Origin of the sequence: Paenibacillus montaniterrae, from assembly GCF_018403185.1 — a bacterium.
In the GTDB taxonomy this organism is placed as follows: Bacteria; Bacillota; Bacilli; order Paenibacillales; family Paenibacillaceae; genus Pristimantibacillus; species Pristimantibacillus montaniterrae.
The window spans coordinates 531,139-546,775 of sequence record NZ_BOSE01000002.1; the positions used below are offsets into that span (position 1 = coordinate 531,139).

Annotated in this window: 13 protein-coding genes; 3 read left to right on the forward strand and 10 right to left on the reverse strand. The window is 48.8% G+C overall.

The window, feature by feature from the left end; translation table 11 throughout:
• Positions 1 to 57 precede the first annotated feature (57 nt).
• The 9 genes from KJS52_RS08075 to KJS52_RS08115 form a co-directional block, all read right to left on the reverse strand.
• Positions 58 to 2,493: a S9 family peptidase gene (locus tag KJS52_RS08075; protein WP_213514230.1), complete on the reverse strand. Its 2,436-nt coding sequence runs from the start codon at positions 2,491 to 2,493 to the stop codon at positions 58 to 60.
• Positions 2,493 to 3,485, reverse strand: a complete 993-nt coding sequence (locus KJS52_RS08080) for an ABC transporter ATP-binding protein (protein WP_213514231.1) — start codon at positions 3,483 to 3,485, stop codon at positions 2,493 to 2,495. Before KJS52_RS08080 ends, KJS52_RS08075 begins: the two co-directional genes overlap by 1 nt.
• A complete protein-coding gene (locus KJS52_RS08085) occupies positions 3,482 to 4,456 on the reverse strand; it encodes an ABC transporter ATP-binding protein (RefSeq protein WP_213514232.1) in 975 nt (324 codons plus the stop codon). The genes KJS52_RS08080 and KJS52_RS08085 overlap by 4 nt, the downstream gene beginning before the upstream one ends.
• Before the next feature lie 27 nt (positions 4,457 to 4,483).
• Entirely contained in the window at positions 4,484 to 5,362 is an 879-nt protein-coding gene (locus KJS52_RS08090) for an ABC transporter permease (protein WP_213514233.1), read from the reverse strand.
• Positions 5,363 to 5,380: 18 nt separating this feature from the next.
• Positions 5,381 to 6,298: an ABC transporter permease gene (locus KJS52_RS08095; RefSeq protein ID WP_213514234.1), complete on the reverse strand. Its 918-nt coding sequence runs from the start codon at positions 6,296 to 6,298 to the stop codon at positions 5,381 to 5,383.
• 151 nt (positions 6,299 to 6,449) lie between these two features.
• A complete protein-coding gene (locus KJS52_RS08100) occupies positions 6,450 to 8,039 on the reverse strand; it encodes an ABC transporter substrate-binding protein (protein WP_213514235.1) in 1,590 nt (529 codons plus the stop codon).
• 15 nt (positions 8,040 to 8,054) lie between these two features.
• Positions 8,055 to 9,248: a M20 metallopeptidase family protein gene (locus KJS52_RS08105; protein WP_213514236.1), complete on the reverse strand. Its 1,194-nt coding sequence runs from the start codon at positions 9,246 to 9,248 to the stop codon at positions 8,055 to 8,057.
• A gap of 10 nt (positions 9,249 to 9,258) precedes the next feature.
• The gene (locus tag KJS52_RS08110) at positions 9,259 to 9,993 is read right to left on the reverse strand and encodes a FadR/GntR family transcriptional regulator (protein ID WP_213514237.1); all 735 of its coding nucleotides are present in this window, start codon (positions 9,991 to 9,993) and stop codon (positions 9,259 to 9,261) included.
• A 554-nt stretch (positions 9,994 to 10,547) separates the two neighbouring features.
• Positions 10,548 to 11,249 carry a queuosine precursor transporter gene (locus KJS52_RS08115; RefSeq protein ID WP_213514238.1) on the reverse strand — a complete coding sequence of 234 codons (702 nt, stop codon included), beginning with the start codon at positions 11,247 to 11,249 and terminating at the stop codon, positions 10,548 to 10,550.
• Between the two features lie 301 nt (positions 11,250 to 11,550).
• Here KJS52_RS08115 and kduI point away from each other — a divergent pair, with 301 nt between their 5' ends.
• The 3 genes from kduI to kduD all read left to right on the forward strand — a co-directional run bounded on the left by kduI (position 11,551) and on the right by kduD (position 14,216).
• A complete protein-coding gene (gene kduI, locus KJS52_RS08120; RefSeq protein WP_213514239.1) occupies positions 11,551 to 12,381 on the forward strand; it encodes a 5-dehydro-4-deoxy-D-glucuronate isomerase in 831 nt (276 codons plus the stop codon).
• A 290-nt stretch (positions 12,382 to 12,671) separates the two neighbouring features.
• Positions 12,672 to 13,433: a DeoR/GlpR family DNA-binding transcription regulator gene (locus KJS52_RS08125; RefSeq protein ID WP_213514240.1), complete on the forward strand. Its 762-nt coding sequence runs from the start codon at positions 12,672 to 12,674 to the stop codon at positions 13,431 to 13,433.
• A 27-nt stretch (positions 13,434 to 13,460) separates the two neighbouring features.
• The gene (kduD, locus tag KJS52_RS08130; protein ID WP_281425570.1) at positions 13,461 to 14,216 is read left to right on the forward strand and encodes a 2-dehydro-3-deoxy-D-gluconate 5-dehydrogenase KduD; all 756 of its coding nucleotides are present in this window, start codon (positions 13,461 to 13,463) and stop codon (positions 14,214 to 14,216) included.
• A gap of 158 nt (positions 14,217 to 14,374) precedes the next feature.
• Here kduD and KJS52_RS08135 read toward each other — a convergent pair whose 3' ends face one another.
• On the reverse strand, positions 14,375 to 15,541 hold the full coding sequence (locus KJS52_RS08135; RefSeq protein ID WP_213514241.1) for a TIGR03943 family putative permease subunit: 1,167 nt from the start codon (positions 15,539 to 15,541) through the stop codon (positions 14,375 to 14,377).
• Positions 15,542 to 15,637 lie beyond the last annotated feature (96 nt).

A 15,637-nucleotide genomic window follows, 5' to 3' on the forward strand; every position in this document is an offset into this window, starting at 1 on the left:
CATGACTGGGAACTCCCTTGCTGCTTATAGATGTGTCAGCACGTTTACACCTTTTTTTCAAATAAGGGCCTTTTGCGCAAGCTTGATCAGCCAGCCTTGCTCCGTCCGTTCTACCTTCCATTGGCGGCCAATCAACGCCTGCAGCTGTACCGCCTGCTCCTCGCTCAATGGCACATTCAGCAAATTATATTCCTGCTGCGTGTAGTGTACATTTTCTCGCAAACCATAGCGGAAAAGCAGCAGCCGTTTAAATGCGTTGGCGTGCAGGAAGCTAAAGCAGTAGCCGTATTGAAATACATCCTGCCAGTTAATGTTCATTTCTTCCGCAAGCTCAACCCGCTCCACAAATGGCATATCAGGCTCTTTAACCAGATGAGCAATCGCGCTAAAGTCCTTGCTGGCTATACAAGCTGCAATAACCTCGTCGCTTGCGCCGCTGGAACGGCAATTTTCCAATAGCATCGCAAAAGGAATGCCAAGCGTAACCGGCTTCCGCAAGTGTGTGTAAAACCAGGCATTAACCTGCTGCAGCACGTCGACGCGCAGCGAAGGCTTGCCTGCCTTCTGAAACGCATGATTGCTGCCAGCATATCGCACCAGCTTCGCTTCCTTGCCCCAACGCTTCAGATTGGCGTACCACTGATCGCTTTGCTCAATCGGACAGCGCATATCCTGCTCGCCATGCATAATGAGTACAGGCGTCTCAACCTTATTCGCATAGGCTACAGGCGATCTTTGCCATAGCAGCTCGTAATTGTCCCAAGGATTGCCGCCCAGCATAGCCTCTGTGTAACGCGCCCCTATGTCGCTATTGCCATAGAACGACAGCCAGTTGCTAATGCTGCGCTGCGATACCGCGGCCTGAAAGCGATTGGTTTGTCCGATAATCCAGTTCGTCATTAGCCCGCCGTAGCTGCCTCCCATCACGCCCAGCCTTTGCTTGTTCAGCACTGCAAAGCGCTCCAGCGTCTCATCTACAGCCAGCATTAAATCATCGTAGTCGCCCTTGCCAACATCCTTCAGACAGCCAGCAGCAAACTGCTGACCGTAGCCAAAGCTGCCGCGCGGATTGCAAAGCAACAATGCATAGCCCTGCGAAGCTAGCGCTTGAAATTCATGTGCAAATGCTGGCGTATACATCGCATGCGGTCCGCCATGTATTGCTAAAATAAGCGGAATCGACTGAGAAGCGGATTGCAGCAGGCTTTGCGCTGGAGGCAGCAGCAGCCAGCCCTGCATATGCGCGCCTGCGCTGATTGTAAATGATAGCGGCTGCGGCTCGGCAATGGCATGCTGCTGGCAGAAGCTATCATTCCAGCGTGTTAGCTTCCTGATCTCCCCGCTATCCGGCTCAATCGCATACAGCTCGCCTGGCCCCTTGCTGTCTATCGCATTTACAACAAATGCTTCTGCTGCTTTAGATGCAGCCAGCTGGTGGATCACCCAAGGTTTGCTTGTTAGCTGCTGCCCAGGCTGGCCCTGCTTCCATTTCCAAATTTGAACCTCGCCATGCTTGCTGACCAGCGCATAGACCGCTTCCGCGTCTCCGTTCCCCTTAATGAACGGGCCTGGCACGCTTGCGCCTGCTGTCATATCGTTCAGTACATAGACGCCAAGCTGCACATCCTCGCTGCTGATCGGCTGCGGCTCGCCGCCTTCCAACAGGCCAACGCGATACAGTCTGTTATGCGTCGCACTTCCATAGGCTCGATCATGCCCAATGAACACAATCGCATCGCCGTCATCCGACCAGTCATATTGCGCAATTTCGTAGGCTCCATAAACAAGCTGACGCGGCTTGTTTCCCTCCTCCAGCACATAGAGTCCTTGCGTTACTTCGCTTTCCGCTCTGTCTCCTTTTTCCTGCCTCGCGATAAATGCAATCCTCCCGCTATCCAGCACGCGCGGCTGTGAAGCGTGAAAAGCGCCAGCCGTCAGCTGCTTGACCGTGCCGCTAGCCAAGTCATAGTGAAAAAGTTGGCTGTATAAACCGTCCCACCAGCCTCGTCCTTCAGCCTTCGGCATATCTGTCGTATAGCTGGCTCCCTGCCGACTCACCCTTTGCGACCAAGCCGCAGCAGATAGCGACTCCAGCCCTTTATTCAAATGAACGCGCGTCACATAGACGAGCCCCGAGCCGTCAGGCAGCCATTGCCATTCGCTTATGCTGCGCTTGGGCTGAACAATCGCACGCTCATCTGTTCCGTCAGCCGCGACAAGCCATAGCTGATTGACACCAGCGATAGCACGAAGAAATCCCAGCTGCTTGCCATCAGGAGACCAAAGCGGCTGCGTGTCGGCCGAGCCGCTGCTTAGCGGCGCATCCTGAATGCCGTCTATGCTGACTGTGCGGATATGGGTATGATAAGCATTTTGCTCCATGTCCATTTGCTTGCGCACATACGCCACCTTGTCACCTGCAGGATGGAAATGCGGATCACTGCTCCAATAATAAAGCTCGAGGCTTTCCGGACTAATCAGTGGTTTTTTCATCAATGACCTTCCTCCTTACGCTTATCCAGCGGATAATGACATGCCGCATAGTGTCCTGCTTCAACCTCTATCAGCTGAGGCTGCTCCTGCTGGCAGCGCTCGGTTGCATATGGACAGCGCGTATGGAAGGCGCAGCCCTTGGGCGGATTCGCCGGATTCGGCAGCTCCCCGCGCAATATAATCCGTTCCTTTTTGCGCAGCGACGGATCTGGAATCGGTACCGCCTGCAGCAACGCTTCCGTATATGGATGCTTGACGGAGCTGAATATTTGCTGCTTCGTTGCTATTTCGACGATCCGTCCCAAATACATAACCGCGATCCGATCGCTAATAAAGCGAATCGACGGCAATCCATGCGAAATAAACATATACGTCAGCTTGTACTCCGCCTGCAAATCCTTCAATAAATTTAAAATTTGCGCCTGGATTGAAACATCCAGCGCAGAAATCGGCTCATCGCAAATAATAAGCTTCGGATTGAGCGACAAGGCGCGAGCAATGCCGATCCGCTGCCGCTGACCGCCGCTGAACTCATGCGGATAGCGATCTCCCTGCTGCTGGCTCAAACCAACCGCCTGCAGCAGGCGCGAAACCTCTTTCGTAAGCTCGACTCCCTTGTACAGCCCATGAATTTGCATAGGCTCGGCAATAATTTCACTTACCTTCATGCGAGGATTGAGTGAAGAATATGGGTCCTGAAACACGAACTGCAGGTCTCGTCGCGCCTTGCGCAGCTCATCTCCCTCGACCTTCAGCAAATCCTTGCCTTCAAATAAAACTTGCCCGGCCGTCGGCTCAAGCAAGCGGGCAATCATCAGTCCAAGCGTCGACTTGCCGCAGCCCGACTCGCCTACAATGCCAAGCGTCTCGCCCGGCATTACCGCCAAATCAACTCCACTAACCGCTTGCACCGCACCGCTTTCCTTGCGAAATCCTTTCCGCGGCAGAGGATATTGCTTGGTCAAAGCTTTTACTTCCAATAAAGGCTTCATCCTCTTACCTCCTCTGCTTTCAAACAGCTAACCCAATGCTGCTCTCCCTGCAACGCCAGCCGCGGCTTGCTTTGCAGGCATGCTTCGCTTGCAAATTTGCAGCGCGGCGCAAACGTGCAGCCTTCGCTGCTTTCCAGTAAATTAGGAACAGTGCCCGGAAGCGAATAGAGGCGCTGCTCATCCTCATGAATTTTCGGCAGTGAAGCAAGCAAGCCTTGCGTATAGGGATGGCTTGGCCTGTGAAAAATTTGCTCAACGGAAGCATGCTCGACAATTTCACCACCATACATGACGGCGACCTTGTCGGCCATCTCGGCCACAACGCCCAAATCATGCGTAATTAATATAACGCCCGTATTTTGCTCTTTAGCCAGCTTCTGGATAAGCTCCAAAATTTGCGCCTGGATCGTAACATCAAGCGCAGTTGTTGGCTCATCGGCGATCAGCAGCTTAGGCTGGCAGACCAGAGCGATTGCAATCATGACTCTTTGGCGCATACCGCCTGATAATTGATGCGGATACCGGGCATACACCTTCTCTGCATTGGCAATGCCTACCGTGTCCAGCATTTCGATCGCTCGCTGCTTTGCCGCCTTGCGATTTAATTTATAATGCGTTCTAAGCACCTCACTAATTTGAAAGCCGACCGTAAAAATCGGGTTGAGCGAGGTCATCGGCTCTTGAAAGATGACAGAAATCGCCTTACCCCGCATATTGCGGTATTCCTTTTTCGTCAAGCGCAACAGGTTTTTGCCCTCAAACAGTATTTCGCCGCCAACTACTTTGCCAGGATCGCTTACCAGGCCAAGTATGGACATGCTCGTTACGCTTTTTCCGCTGCCTGACTCTCCGACAATCGCAAGTGTTTCACCTGCATCGACGGTAAAGCTCACTCCATTTACAGCGCGCAAAATGCCATCCGGCGTTTTAAAATGCGTTTGCAAATGGTTGACCTCCAGTAAATGAGACATTGGCACTTCACCTCCTGCAATGGCAGACTAGTCGTTTGCTTTCATTCTCGGGTCCAGCACATCGCGCAGCCAATCGCCCAAGAAAATAACGCCCAGCACTGTAATCGTTATCGCCAGACCAGGAAAGGTAGAAACCCACCAGCTGGTCGCTATATATTGCTTGCCGTCGCTCAGCATCGTGCCCCAAGAAACATCCGGCGGCTTAATGCCCAGCCCTAAAAAGCTTAGCGAGGATTCCATCAAAATAGTAGTCGCGACATTCATCCCGGAAAGCACGATAAAGGTGGACATAATATTAGGCAAAATATGCTTGAACAGCATTCTCGCATTGCTGGCGCCTGCCGCTCTGGCAGCCCGTACAAAATCCCGCTCCTTGATGCTCAGCACCTCGCCTCGCACTACGCGAGCATAGGACACCCAATTGGTAAGCCCAATGACAAAGATTAATGTAGTCAAGCCGGGGCCAACCACCGCGAGCATCACGAGCATAAGCAGCAGCGACGGGATCGCATGGAAAGCATCCGCCGTGCGCATAATCAAGATGTTGCTCCACTTGCCATAGTAGCCAGCCAGCAACCCCAGCAGCGTGCCGACCAAGCCGGATACAAGCACTGCTCCAACCCCGACAATGAGTGAAACTCTCGAGCCGTAAATTAATCGGCTCAATATGTCGCGCCCTAGATTATCTGTTCCAAGGAGGTGTTCAGGCAGGCTTCCTTCCATCCAAAATGGCGGCTTCAACCGTTTGATCGGATCGAGAGCCGCTGGATCGTAAGGTGCTATCCATGGCGCAAAAATCGCAACCAGCACAACAAACAGCACAATAATTGCGCCAAGGCTGCCTAGCTTGCTGTTCCAAAGCAGGGACCATAGAGTCGTTTTTCTTTTTTTGATTTGCTGTTCCATAGCATCTCCTCTTTGCAACTAGTTGTACTTGATGCGCGGATCAAGATAGCGATATACAACGTCGGTGAGCATATTGCAGACAATGACAACGAGAGCGATAATAAATACGGCTGCCTGCACAACCGCCATATCGCGCATATTGACCGATGTGACCAGCAATTGTCCAAGCCCTGGCCAAGCAAACACCGTCTCTGTCACCAGCGTACCGCCTATTAAACTAGTAAATTGCAGACTCATAATCGTCACTACAGGGATTAAGCCATTGCGAAATGCATGTCTCCCCACAACGAGCACTTCCCTCAAGCCCTTGCTGCGCGCCGTACGAATATAATCCTGGCTTAAAATCTCCAGCATATTGGAGCGAATTAGTCTTGTCATCTGTGCAGCCAAGCCGATGCCAATCGTAAATGCGGGCAGAACAATATGCTCAACGCCGCCGCGCCCGGAGACCGGAAACAGCCCGAGGCTTACAGAAAATAATAGAATCAGCATAATGCCCATCCAGAAATTCGGCATCGCCTTGCCGATCACAGAAAGAAATGAAATGATGACATCGAGCACGGTATTGCGCTTTACCGCAGAAATCATGCCACAGGGCACGGCGATTACAATGCCGATCAGCATTGCGACTGCTGCCAATTCAAAGGTTGCGGGCAAGCGCTCAAGCACAAGCGGCAGCGCAGGCTCTCCATAATGGAAGGAGTTGCCGAAGTCTCCCTGCAATACGTTTTTGATATATACAAAATATTGCTGATAAAGCGGCTGGTCCAGGCCAAGCGCAGCGCGCAATATTTCTCTGTCCTCTTCAGTAGCGGTTTCTGGAAGCATCAAGTTTACTGGATCGCCCGTTACGTGTACGAGCACAAATACGATAATTGATATAAGAAACATGACCGGTACAACCTGCAAAAGCATGCGCACCAGATATTGCCCCATCCACTCCACCTCCTTTTCAAGTCAAGCCCAGCTCTTCAAGTCTACTGTCGCCAATCATCTCGTGCATGCGTTTTCCGGCAGCTTAAAAGAAGCAGGAAAGAACCCCACAATGTGGGGCCTTGCTCCTAGCAGATTCAAGTATGCCGCTAGCTTAATTCGCCAGCTTAATGTCATCGAGAATAAACATTTCGTCCAGTCGCGGAGCAAAATTAATACGCTTATTGACACCGTACACGCCTTGCATCTGGTACAAATAAATCGTAGGGCGATCATTTGCGATATGCTGTTGCACCTGTTGATACTGTTTTGCACGCTCTTCAGGATTCATATTGGACAATGCCGCCTGCAATAGCTCCTCAACCTCCGGGTTGTTGTAATCCGTTTCACCCGCTGCATTTTCTAACAGGAAGCGATTGTAGTTATTGGACGCATCGAACAAGGAGTTGCCGACACCCAATATAAACAGCTCCTTAAAGCCTTTGGAGTTGTACGTTTCTGTAAATTTGCTTGGCTCCAGAATATCCAGATTGACCTGGAAGCCAACACCTGTCAGCATCGCTGCTACAACCTCTGCAATTTCCTTGTACACTGTGCTTGCGGAAAGCGTAACCTCAGGACCGCCATTGGTATAGCCGGCATCCTGCAGCAGCTGCTTCGCCTTATCGGCATCAAATAGCGATGTTTCATACAGGCCAGGATCAGCACCGAAATTGCCTGGTGTTACAGAGGTGCGCGTGACGGTTCCCATGCCGCCAGCAATACTGTCAATGATCGCCTGCTTGTCGATCGCCAGCTCAATCGCTTCGCGTACAAGCGGATCTGCTGTAACAGTGCCTTCAGTCATGCGCATAAGCAGATGCAGAACTCGCTGGATCGTTGCTGCTTCAATCTTGGTTGCTTCACCACCGTTAATGCGTTCGATATCTGTTACAGGCACGCCTGTAATAATGTCAACGCCGCCTGTCAGCAATTCAGAAACGCGAGTTGCCGCTTCCGGAATCATGCGGAAGGTAACCTCTTCCCACTGCGGCGCGTCACCGTAGTAGCTTTCGTTTTTCACAAGCACAACGCGATCATCCTTGGTCCAGCTGCTGAATTTGTAAGGGCCTGTACCAATCGGATTTTTCAAGAAGCTTTCAATGCCATTCTCTTCAATGTATTTAGCTGGAAGAATGCCGGCGCCCATTTTGGAAAGGCGATTCAACAAAATAGGGTCGGGATATTCGGTAATAAATTCAACCTCATAGTCGTTTACAATTTTAACCTCAGTAATATGCTTGAAGTATGAGTTCTGCTTTAAGGAAGAATCCTTGGCTACACGCTCAAATGAGAACTTGACATCCGCTGCTGTGAACGGATCTCCATTGTGGAAGGTAACTCCTTCGCGCAGCTTGAAGCGCCAAGTCGTGTCATCTACCATTTCCCACTCTGTTGCCAGCCCAGGAACTTTTTCTTGGTTCTCACCGTTTTTCACCAGGTATTCAAACACATTGATAATGACTGACTCGCTGTACGTATTATTGTTGTTATGTGGATCGAAGCTTTCAATATCTGCGCTGTTGGCAATGACCAGCTTCGCCTGGTCGCCAGTCCGTCCGCTGTCTGAGCCGCCATTGCCGGCTTCGGAATTTGTACTGCTGTTTCCTCCATTATTGGCACTGCTATTGCCGTTGTTGCCTGAGCATGCCGACAGCACCAGCACAACGAGCAGCAATACAGTAATCAGCCTACTGTTCTTCATCTAACTTAACCTCCATCATGTAGTTTTTTGCTGTTGTAAATACAGCAATGCTATAGCAGAGAGCATTGCGACACCGATAGGCAGTGCATGCTCATCCATGTCAAACCTTGGATGATGCAGCGGATACATCGTTTCACTTTGCCCATTACTAACACCTAAACGAAACATGGCAGCAGGAACCTTTTCACAATAAAAGGCAAAATCCTCTCCGCCTGTTGATGGCTTTCCTTCCTCCCATTGACGGTCGCCGAACAGCTGGTCACTGGCCTCGGCAATCATTTCAACCATGTAGGGATGATTGACTACAGGCGGATAGCCGCGATGCACGATAAGCTCATAGCTAGCGCCAAAGGCCGAGGTTACGCCGCCGATCACCTGATGCAGCAGCTGCGGAATCTTATCGCGAACGTTGGCGTTCAGCGTACGAATCGTGCCTCTCATCGTCACCTCTGGAGCTATCACATTTTCCATAAATCCGCCCTCGATTTTGCCGATCGTTACGACTGCCGTTTCCAGCGGATCGACGAGTCGGCTCGGAATTTGCTGCAGCGCGGTAATGACCTGAGCTGCGACGGCAATGGCATCCACCGATTCATGCGGGCGAGCAGCATGTCCGCCTTGCCCGATAATTTTAAGCTCAATCGTATCGGTTGAAGCGCCGGTAACCCCTTTAGTAATCGAAATATTTCCTGTCGGTCTGGACGGGTTGACATGCAGCGCGGCCATCGCGCTAATTCCCGTCTTTTCCAGCAGGCCATCCTTAAGCATGGCATCCGCTCCTGCCAGCCCTTCCTCGGCAGGCTGAAATACGAAGGCAATGCTGCCGCGCTCTGGCGGACCGAGCTCAGTTAATAGCTGAGCCGCTCCCATCAGCATACTGGTATGACCGTCATGGCCGCATAAATGTGCGACTCCGTTAATTTTCGAGCGATAGGCATGATTGTTCTCCTCTTGAATCGGTAGAGCGTCCATATCTGCTCGCAGTCCAATCACTGGCCCAGGCTGCTTTCCGCGAAGAATCGCAACGACTCCTGTCCCGCCAATATTGGTCATCACTTCCAGGCCGAGCTTGCGCACATGCTGTTCAACTATGCTTGAAGTCACATGCTCTTGAAATCCGAGCTCAGGATGCATGTGAAACTCCCGACGCCAGCTGACAAGCTGCTGCTGTAATTTTTGTGCTTCTGCTAATAAATGCGAAAAGGACATTTGGACCTCCTCAAATTGACTGTTCATCTCTTGTTAATTGAGCGTAAATAGAATCGGAAGATTTGGCGATATGCTGAGTCATCAAAGCTTTGGCAAGCTGCTGGTCGCGGTTTTTCATCGCTTCTAGCAATTGCTCATGCTTTGATAGATTCGTTTGCCGAACCTCCTCGTTATATGGCATCAAGTCCAGCGCAGGATTAATTTGCGTACGAATCATGCGAACCGCCCGCTCCAAGTAGAAATTTCCCGATGCTTTGGCGATTTCCAGATGAAACTTCACATCCAATGCGCGAAACAGCTCACGCGTGCACTCCTCGCTGCTGCTTAACACTATGTAGCTTTCCATCATGCTCAATTGCTCTGCGGTTACACGTCCCGCAGCCAAAAATGCCGCTTCCGGCTCAATAAAGCTGCGAAATTCAAATAATTCCGATAGTCTGTCCCATTTCTCGCGAATTTCCTGTGGCGAACGCAAATGGGAATGCAGCGTAACAGGCTGGACAAAGGTTCCGCCTTTGGCCCCGACTTTTTTATAAATTAGCCCGCTTTCCTCCAAGCGGCTTAGCGCCTCACGTACAACCATCCTACTGGCATTAAAGGTTTGCGCGAGCTCGCGCTCAGTAGGCAGCTGCTGATTGGGCATAAGCTCCTTTAGAATAATCGCTTCCTCAAGCTGCTCATATACAAAATCACTAATTTTTTTCGCACTAACCTGCTTTAGCTCAACAGGGAAATTAATGTTCATATTATCACTCTCCTCACTCTTATATAACACTGCAAAACTAGCTAGTAAAGCATGAGGAAGTTGATTCATAGATTTGCGATCTCCTTCATGCTGAAAACCAGTTGCTTTGACGCTGTTTTTGGAAAGGAGAAATTTAAGGATTATGGTTTGAACCTTATACCTTAAAAGGTATGATAATTAGACATTAACGATAGTTGTATCTTATATTACAATATCCATAATGTCAATCTGTTTAGTTGGAATTAACTCGAAAAAATTTTTGCTGCTTCGCTAACCGCAGGCAGCATTGTGTGGGCAGCACTGTGCAGCTACTTAGCTCAGCAGCGTGAAGGCACAGAGTGCTCTGGAAAACGGCAGTGGGTCGCCTTTAAGGCAGTGGGTCGCCTTTAGAGCCTGATTCTTTCTTTGGGTCTTATTCCAAGAATCAGGCTTTAAAAAGCGACTGTAAGAGCACTCTGTGCCGCAGCGCCACCTTCGCCAAATGAAAACAGGAGCACTAAAAAGCCAGCTAATGCTGATTCTTTAGTGCTCCATGAAATGTAAATGAAAGCTTGTTATTGATGCAGCTCTTCCTTCAGCTTGAAGCTGCGTGCCCAATATAGTACAGGCGTTGAAAGGACAGAAATAATAAATTTGAAAATATATGTTGTGAACACGATTTGCAGCCATTCATTTAGCGTGTATATGCCGGCGAAGGCTACTGTACAAAAGACGAGCGAATCTACAAGCTGGCTGACTCCTGTGCTCACATTGGTCCGAATCCAGAATTGATTTTTCGCACCAAATCTGCGTCTCAAATAGCCGTACACCTGTACATCAAGAAATTGGCTTATGAGATATGCCAGCAGACTGCCTGCCGCAAGTCGTGGCATTAAGCCAAATATGGTTTGCAGCGACTCTTGTGCAAAATCAGTTTCCTGCGGCTGAAAGACAAGCGCCATCTGCATCATGATCGTCGAGGCAATCAAAGTAAAAAATCCAAACCATACTGCCTTTCGCGCTGCCTGTGGACCGTATTTTTCGTTAAGCATATCAGTGCTCATTGAAATGGTCGTATAAATCGTATTGCCGAGCGTCATAATGATGCCGAATGAAAACAATGACAGCTCAATTGTTTTCGTCACTTGAATATTGGCGACTACTGTTGCAAAGCCAATCCACGCATACAGTCCAGCTCTCCCAAATAAACGGTAGCATGCGAGAAACAAGGCGAAGTTGACGACAATAAACAGCATTCCCCACCATAAATTAAACATGTTCTTCCTCCTTAGTTTTGGTTACGCGGGATGGTTACGAACCGCGAGCCATCGAAACGACCATGGACTAGAATATCAAATATTAATTCGAAAAGATATAGAAAATTTAAACAGCTGGTCTGAACAGGAAGCGCAGATTTCATTTTAAAGTATCACCAATTTACACCTCCACTTACACAGCGAACATCCCTCGACTACGTAAATCCAATAATTTAACCGCTATTATGTTTACAAAATTCAATTATCGAACTATAATGAACGTGTAAACGAACCAAAACGAACATTTTGTGAGGTGTGAATTATGGAAATTAGACATGCAACAAACCCGGTTGATGTACAACGCTTAAATACTACTGAGCTTCGTGAACGCTTTCTAATCGAAAATTTATTCCAGGCAGACAAATTACAAATGGTTTACAGCCATCATGATCGTATGATTGTAGGCGGTGCTCACCCGATCCATGAAAGCCTTGAGCTGGCTGATGCTGAAACTTTGAAGACCGAATATTTCCTCGAGCGCAGAGAGGTTGGCTTCATTAATATTGGCGGCCCCGCAATCATTGAAGCTGATGGCGAAAGCTATGAATTGTCCAAGCTAGATGCGCTTTATGTTGGCAAAGGAACTAAAAAAGTATTATTATCAAGCAAGGATCAATCCAATCCTGCTAAAATCTATTTTTGTTCAAGTCTTGCTCATGCTGTTTTCCCAACGACAAAAATCGATTTGGCTAAAGCTACGCCAAACCATCTTGGCTCTAAAGAAACATGCAATGAGCGCACGATTTACCAATACATTCATGCTGGCGCTGTACAAAGCTGTCAGTTAATGCTTGGTGTGACGATTTTGAAGGAAGGCAGCATCTGGAACACAATGCCTGCTCATATCCATGATCGCCGCATGGAAGCTTATCTATATTTTGATCTTAACGCTGACGCTCGTGTATTCCACTTCATGGGCGAGCCAAATGAAACCCGCCATCTCGTTGTCTCCAATGAGCAAGCGGTAATTTCGCCAAACTGGTCGATTCATTCCGGCGCAGGTACAAGCAATTATTCGTTTATTTGGGCAATGGCTGGGGAGAATTATACTTTTGCGGATATGGATGTTGTTAAAATGGAACAGCTTCGTTAGAGGAAGTTTAAAAGTACGACTTTGATGACGATGATTCGCTTTGCAGCATATTCGACGGCGAATCTTGAACGCTAGCGAAAACTGCGGTGCTCACGTAGCTTGTGCCTACGCTGCGCTCCTCGTTTTCTACTAGCGTCCAAGCTTCTTGGTCCTGAAAGCCCAGCAGTTTGAACTTTTATCTAAAGAGGAAGTTTAAAAGTACGACTTTGATGACAATGCAACGCATTGAAGCATAGTCGGCGGCGAATCTGGCACGTCTTTTTATTTGAAATGTTTTAGGGGGTTCAAGTGTGTTAGCAGCAACAAGGCATAAATTAATTTTGGAACAACTGCAAAGCGAGGGCTTTGTCAAGGTTTCAGAGCTGAGTCAACAATTCAATGTGACCGAAAAAACGATTCGTGAGGATCTCATCAAGCTTGAGAAGAAGCAGTGGCTGAAACGAATTCATGGAGGTGCCGTGTTTGTTGAGTCGTCTGAACAGCCTGATTTTGCATTGAAGCTGCCTAATACAGTGAACCAAAGCGAAAAACAGCAGATCGCGGACTATGTCGTTTCGCATATGATTGAGGCGCATGATATTATTGCGCTGGACAGCGGAAGCACGACCCTGGAAATCGTCAAGCGCCTGGACAATATGCCGCTTACGATTATATCTAACGATCTGCTCATTATTCGCGAGGTGATGGCAAAGGATCAGATGAAGCTGATCGTACCTGGCGGCTACAGCCGTCATAATTTGCTCATCCCCTCCAACCCGATTGAATGGATTAAGGAAATTAACATTTATAAGCTGTTTTTGTCTACCTCGGGCATTCATCCCAGCTATGGCTTGTCGATATTTTCGCACGAGCAGCTGGCAGTGAAGAAAAGCTTCATTCAAGCTTCCAAAGAGGTTATCTGCGTAGCCGATCATAGTAAATTCGGCCGTGGTGCGCTGCATACATTTGCTGAGCTCGAGCAGATCAACTGCTTTGTAACTGACAGCGGGCTCGCTCCAGAAATGGCGGAGCAAATGAAGCAGGCAGGAGCAGCGCTTGTTATTTCCAATTAAAATATTGAACGTAAGGATGGTACGATTATGAATCTGTTTAATCTTGCAGGTAAAACCGCGATTGTAACAGGTGCGGCACGAGGGCTTGGTCAAGCGATAGCGATCGGTCTTGCGGAAGCAGGAGCTAATCTTGTGCTGGTGACGAACCAGTCTCCTGCTGAGGAAACGAAGCAGCAAATCGAGCAGCTTGGCCAGCAGGCAGTTATCGTCAAGGCAGATGTCAGTGATCAGGCTCAGCTTGCCGGTATTATCGAACAGGCAAAGCAGGCGTTTGGCCGAATTGACATTTTGGTGAACAATGCGGGCATCATTCGCCGTACACCAGCAGCCGAATATTCCTTTGCCGATTGGCAGGCCGTGCTTTCTACCAATCTTGATTCTGTCTTTACCTTGAGCCAGCTTGCCGGCAAGGAAATGCTTGCGCAGGGCAGCGGCAAAATTATTAATATCGCCTCCATGCTGTCGTTCCAAGGCGGCATCAATGTGCCAGCCTATACAGCAAGTAAGCATGCCGTTGCCGGTTTGACAAAAGCACTTGCAAATGAATGGGCGGCTAAAGGCGTGCAGGTTAACGCAATTGCTCCGGGCTATATGGCTACAGATAATACAGCCGCGTTGCGTGCTGACGAGGTGCGCAGCAAACAAATTCTTGAGCGTATTCCAGCAGCTCGCTGGGGCACGAATGAGGATTTGAAGGGAGCAGCGATCTTCCTTGCATCGGGTGCTTCAGACTACGTAAGCGGACATGTATTATGTGTAGATGGCGGCTGGATGGTCAGATAGCATCATAATTAAGGCGCAGGAGCATTAAAGAGCGTCCCTTCTTTATAAAAACTGGTTAAAAAACACAACAAGCTTCCAAGGCCGCATCATAAATGATTCGGCTTGGAAGCTTGTTTGCCGCTTGGCATCATACTAATTTTGAAAGCAGCAATCGAGGATTACTCCTCCTCTGCAATTTTAATAAAGTCATCAAAATACGGATATACATATGGGTCATCAGGCGCAGCAATTCTATTAATTTCCGTTGCCTTCAATTGAACGATTTCGATATCCTGGTATTGCGTCAGCCCGAATGTCCCGACTACCTCAATCCATGCGTCCTTTTCCAACGTATTTGCCTCATCCCATTGAACGAGGAAGCCATAAGGCGAGGCATCAGCCGAGCAGCACTGCATTGCCATCCGTGATACAACGAAGGTGTCCGAGCTCATGTCCGGCTCACGGTAGACAAATCCACTAATAACTATCGTTTTCCCTATAAAATTATCTCGATATAAATCCAGCGTCGTCAATGTTTCTAAAAAGCCTTCTTCTTTTACAGTAATACTCTCTTTCGGATAGAGCAGCTTGCCAAGCTCGGCCAGCTCAACACTATACTGATCAGAAGGAAATAAAGCCTCAAAGCTTTGATCCTCGCTGCTCGTTCCCTCAGTCGACTCATCATCGCCTAGCTCTGGTACAATCGAATCTGCACCCTCTTGCTCTAATATAGTCGACTCCGTATCCTCTACAATTGGTGGAGAATCCGTTTCTTCTTGATCTGCTGGAGCATGATCTGCATTTATTAGAGTTCCATCGACATCCTGCTCATAACCTTGAGCGGTATCAAGCGATTCCAGCACGCTTTCTGCCGTTCCATTTGTGCGATCAGCAGTCTCTGCTTGGACCGGGCTAACGCTGCTGGACGCGCTTAAATTCATTCCTTTAACAGCAACAACATCACTGCCCATTAGCTGATCCGGAAGCAAAAATCCTAACAGCAACGGGAAAATAAACAGGCTGTATATCAATGTGCTCTTCGTCTTTGAGCGCGGGGGTTCATGCTGACAGCTGCAGTCATGTCCATGTGTATGTTCATGCCCTTGGTCATGGTCATGCTCATGGTGCTGGTGCTTGCTGCTTTTTTCCTGCCACGCCAAGTAAATCGTATATAGAGCCAGCACGTATAAAGCAATTGTCGTCAAATGCACATAAGGAATCATACGAGGAACGATATAATAGTGGAGCTTGCCTATTTGAGCCAAATAGGTCATATACAATGTGAAGCCTAACAGAATTCCACCTCTAGCATAATAATGCCGCTTCAAGCTGCGATGTTTTCCCATACCTCTCCCTCCCATCATATGAATGATCAAAACTAGAAGCTTTTTCAGCGCTCCGGAGCAAAGCATCCTCCAGTCGCTTTTTAAATCAGCGCTCCG

Coding starts and splice junctions, on each gene's coding strand:
- KJS52_RS08075 (WP_213514230.1), bottom strand. CDS start 2,493: ATGAAAAAACCACTGATTAGTCCGGAAAGCCTCGAGCTTTATTATTGG.
- KJS52_RS08080 (WP_213514231.1), bottom strand. CDS start 3,485: ATGAAGCCTTTATTGGAAGTAAAAGCTTTGACCAAGCAATATCCTCTG.
- KJS52_RS08085 (WP_213514232.1), bottom strand. CDS start 4,456: ATGTCTCATTTACTGGAGGTCAACCATTTGCAAACGCATTTTAAAACG.
- KJS52_RS08090 (WP_213514233.1), bottom strand. CDS start 5,362: ATGGAACAGCAAATCAAAAAAAGAAAAACGACTCTATGGTCCCTGCTT.
- KJS52_RS08095 (WP_213514234.1), bottom strand. CDS start 6,298: ATGGGGCAATATCTGGTGCGCATGCTTTTGCAGGTTGTACCGGTCATG.
- KJS52_RS08100 (WP_213514235.1), bottom strand. CDS start 8,039: ATGAAGAACAGTAGGCTGATTACTGTATTGCTGCTCGTTGTGCTGGTG.
- KJS52_RS08105 (WP_213514236.1), bottom strand. CDS start 9,248: ATGTCCTTTTCGCATTTATTAGCAGAAGCACAAAAATTACAGCAGCAG.
- KJS52_RS08110 (WP_213514237.1), bottom strand. CDS start 9,993: ATGAACATTAATTTCCCTGTTGAGCTAAAGCAGGTTAGTGCGAAAAAA.
- KJS52_RS08115 (WP_213514238.1), bottom strand. CDS start 11,249: ATGTTTAATTTATGGTGGGGAATGCTGTTTATTGTCGTCAACTTCGCC.
- kduI (WP_213514239.1), top strand. CDS start 11,551: ATGGAAATTAGACATGCAACAAACCCGGTTGATGTACAACGCTTAAAT.
- kduD (WP_281425570.1), top strand. CDS start 13,461: ATGAATCTGTTTAATCTTGCAGGTAAAACCGCGATTGTAACAGGTGCG.
- KJS52_RS08135 (WP_213514241.1), bottom strand. CDS start 15,541: ATGGGAAAACATCGCAGCTTGAAGCGGCATTATTATGCTAGAGGTGGA.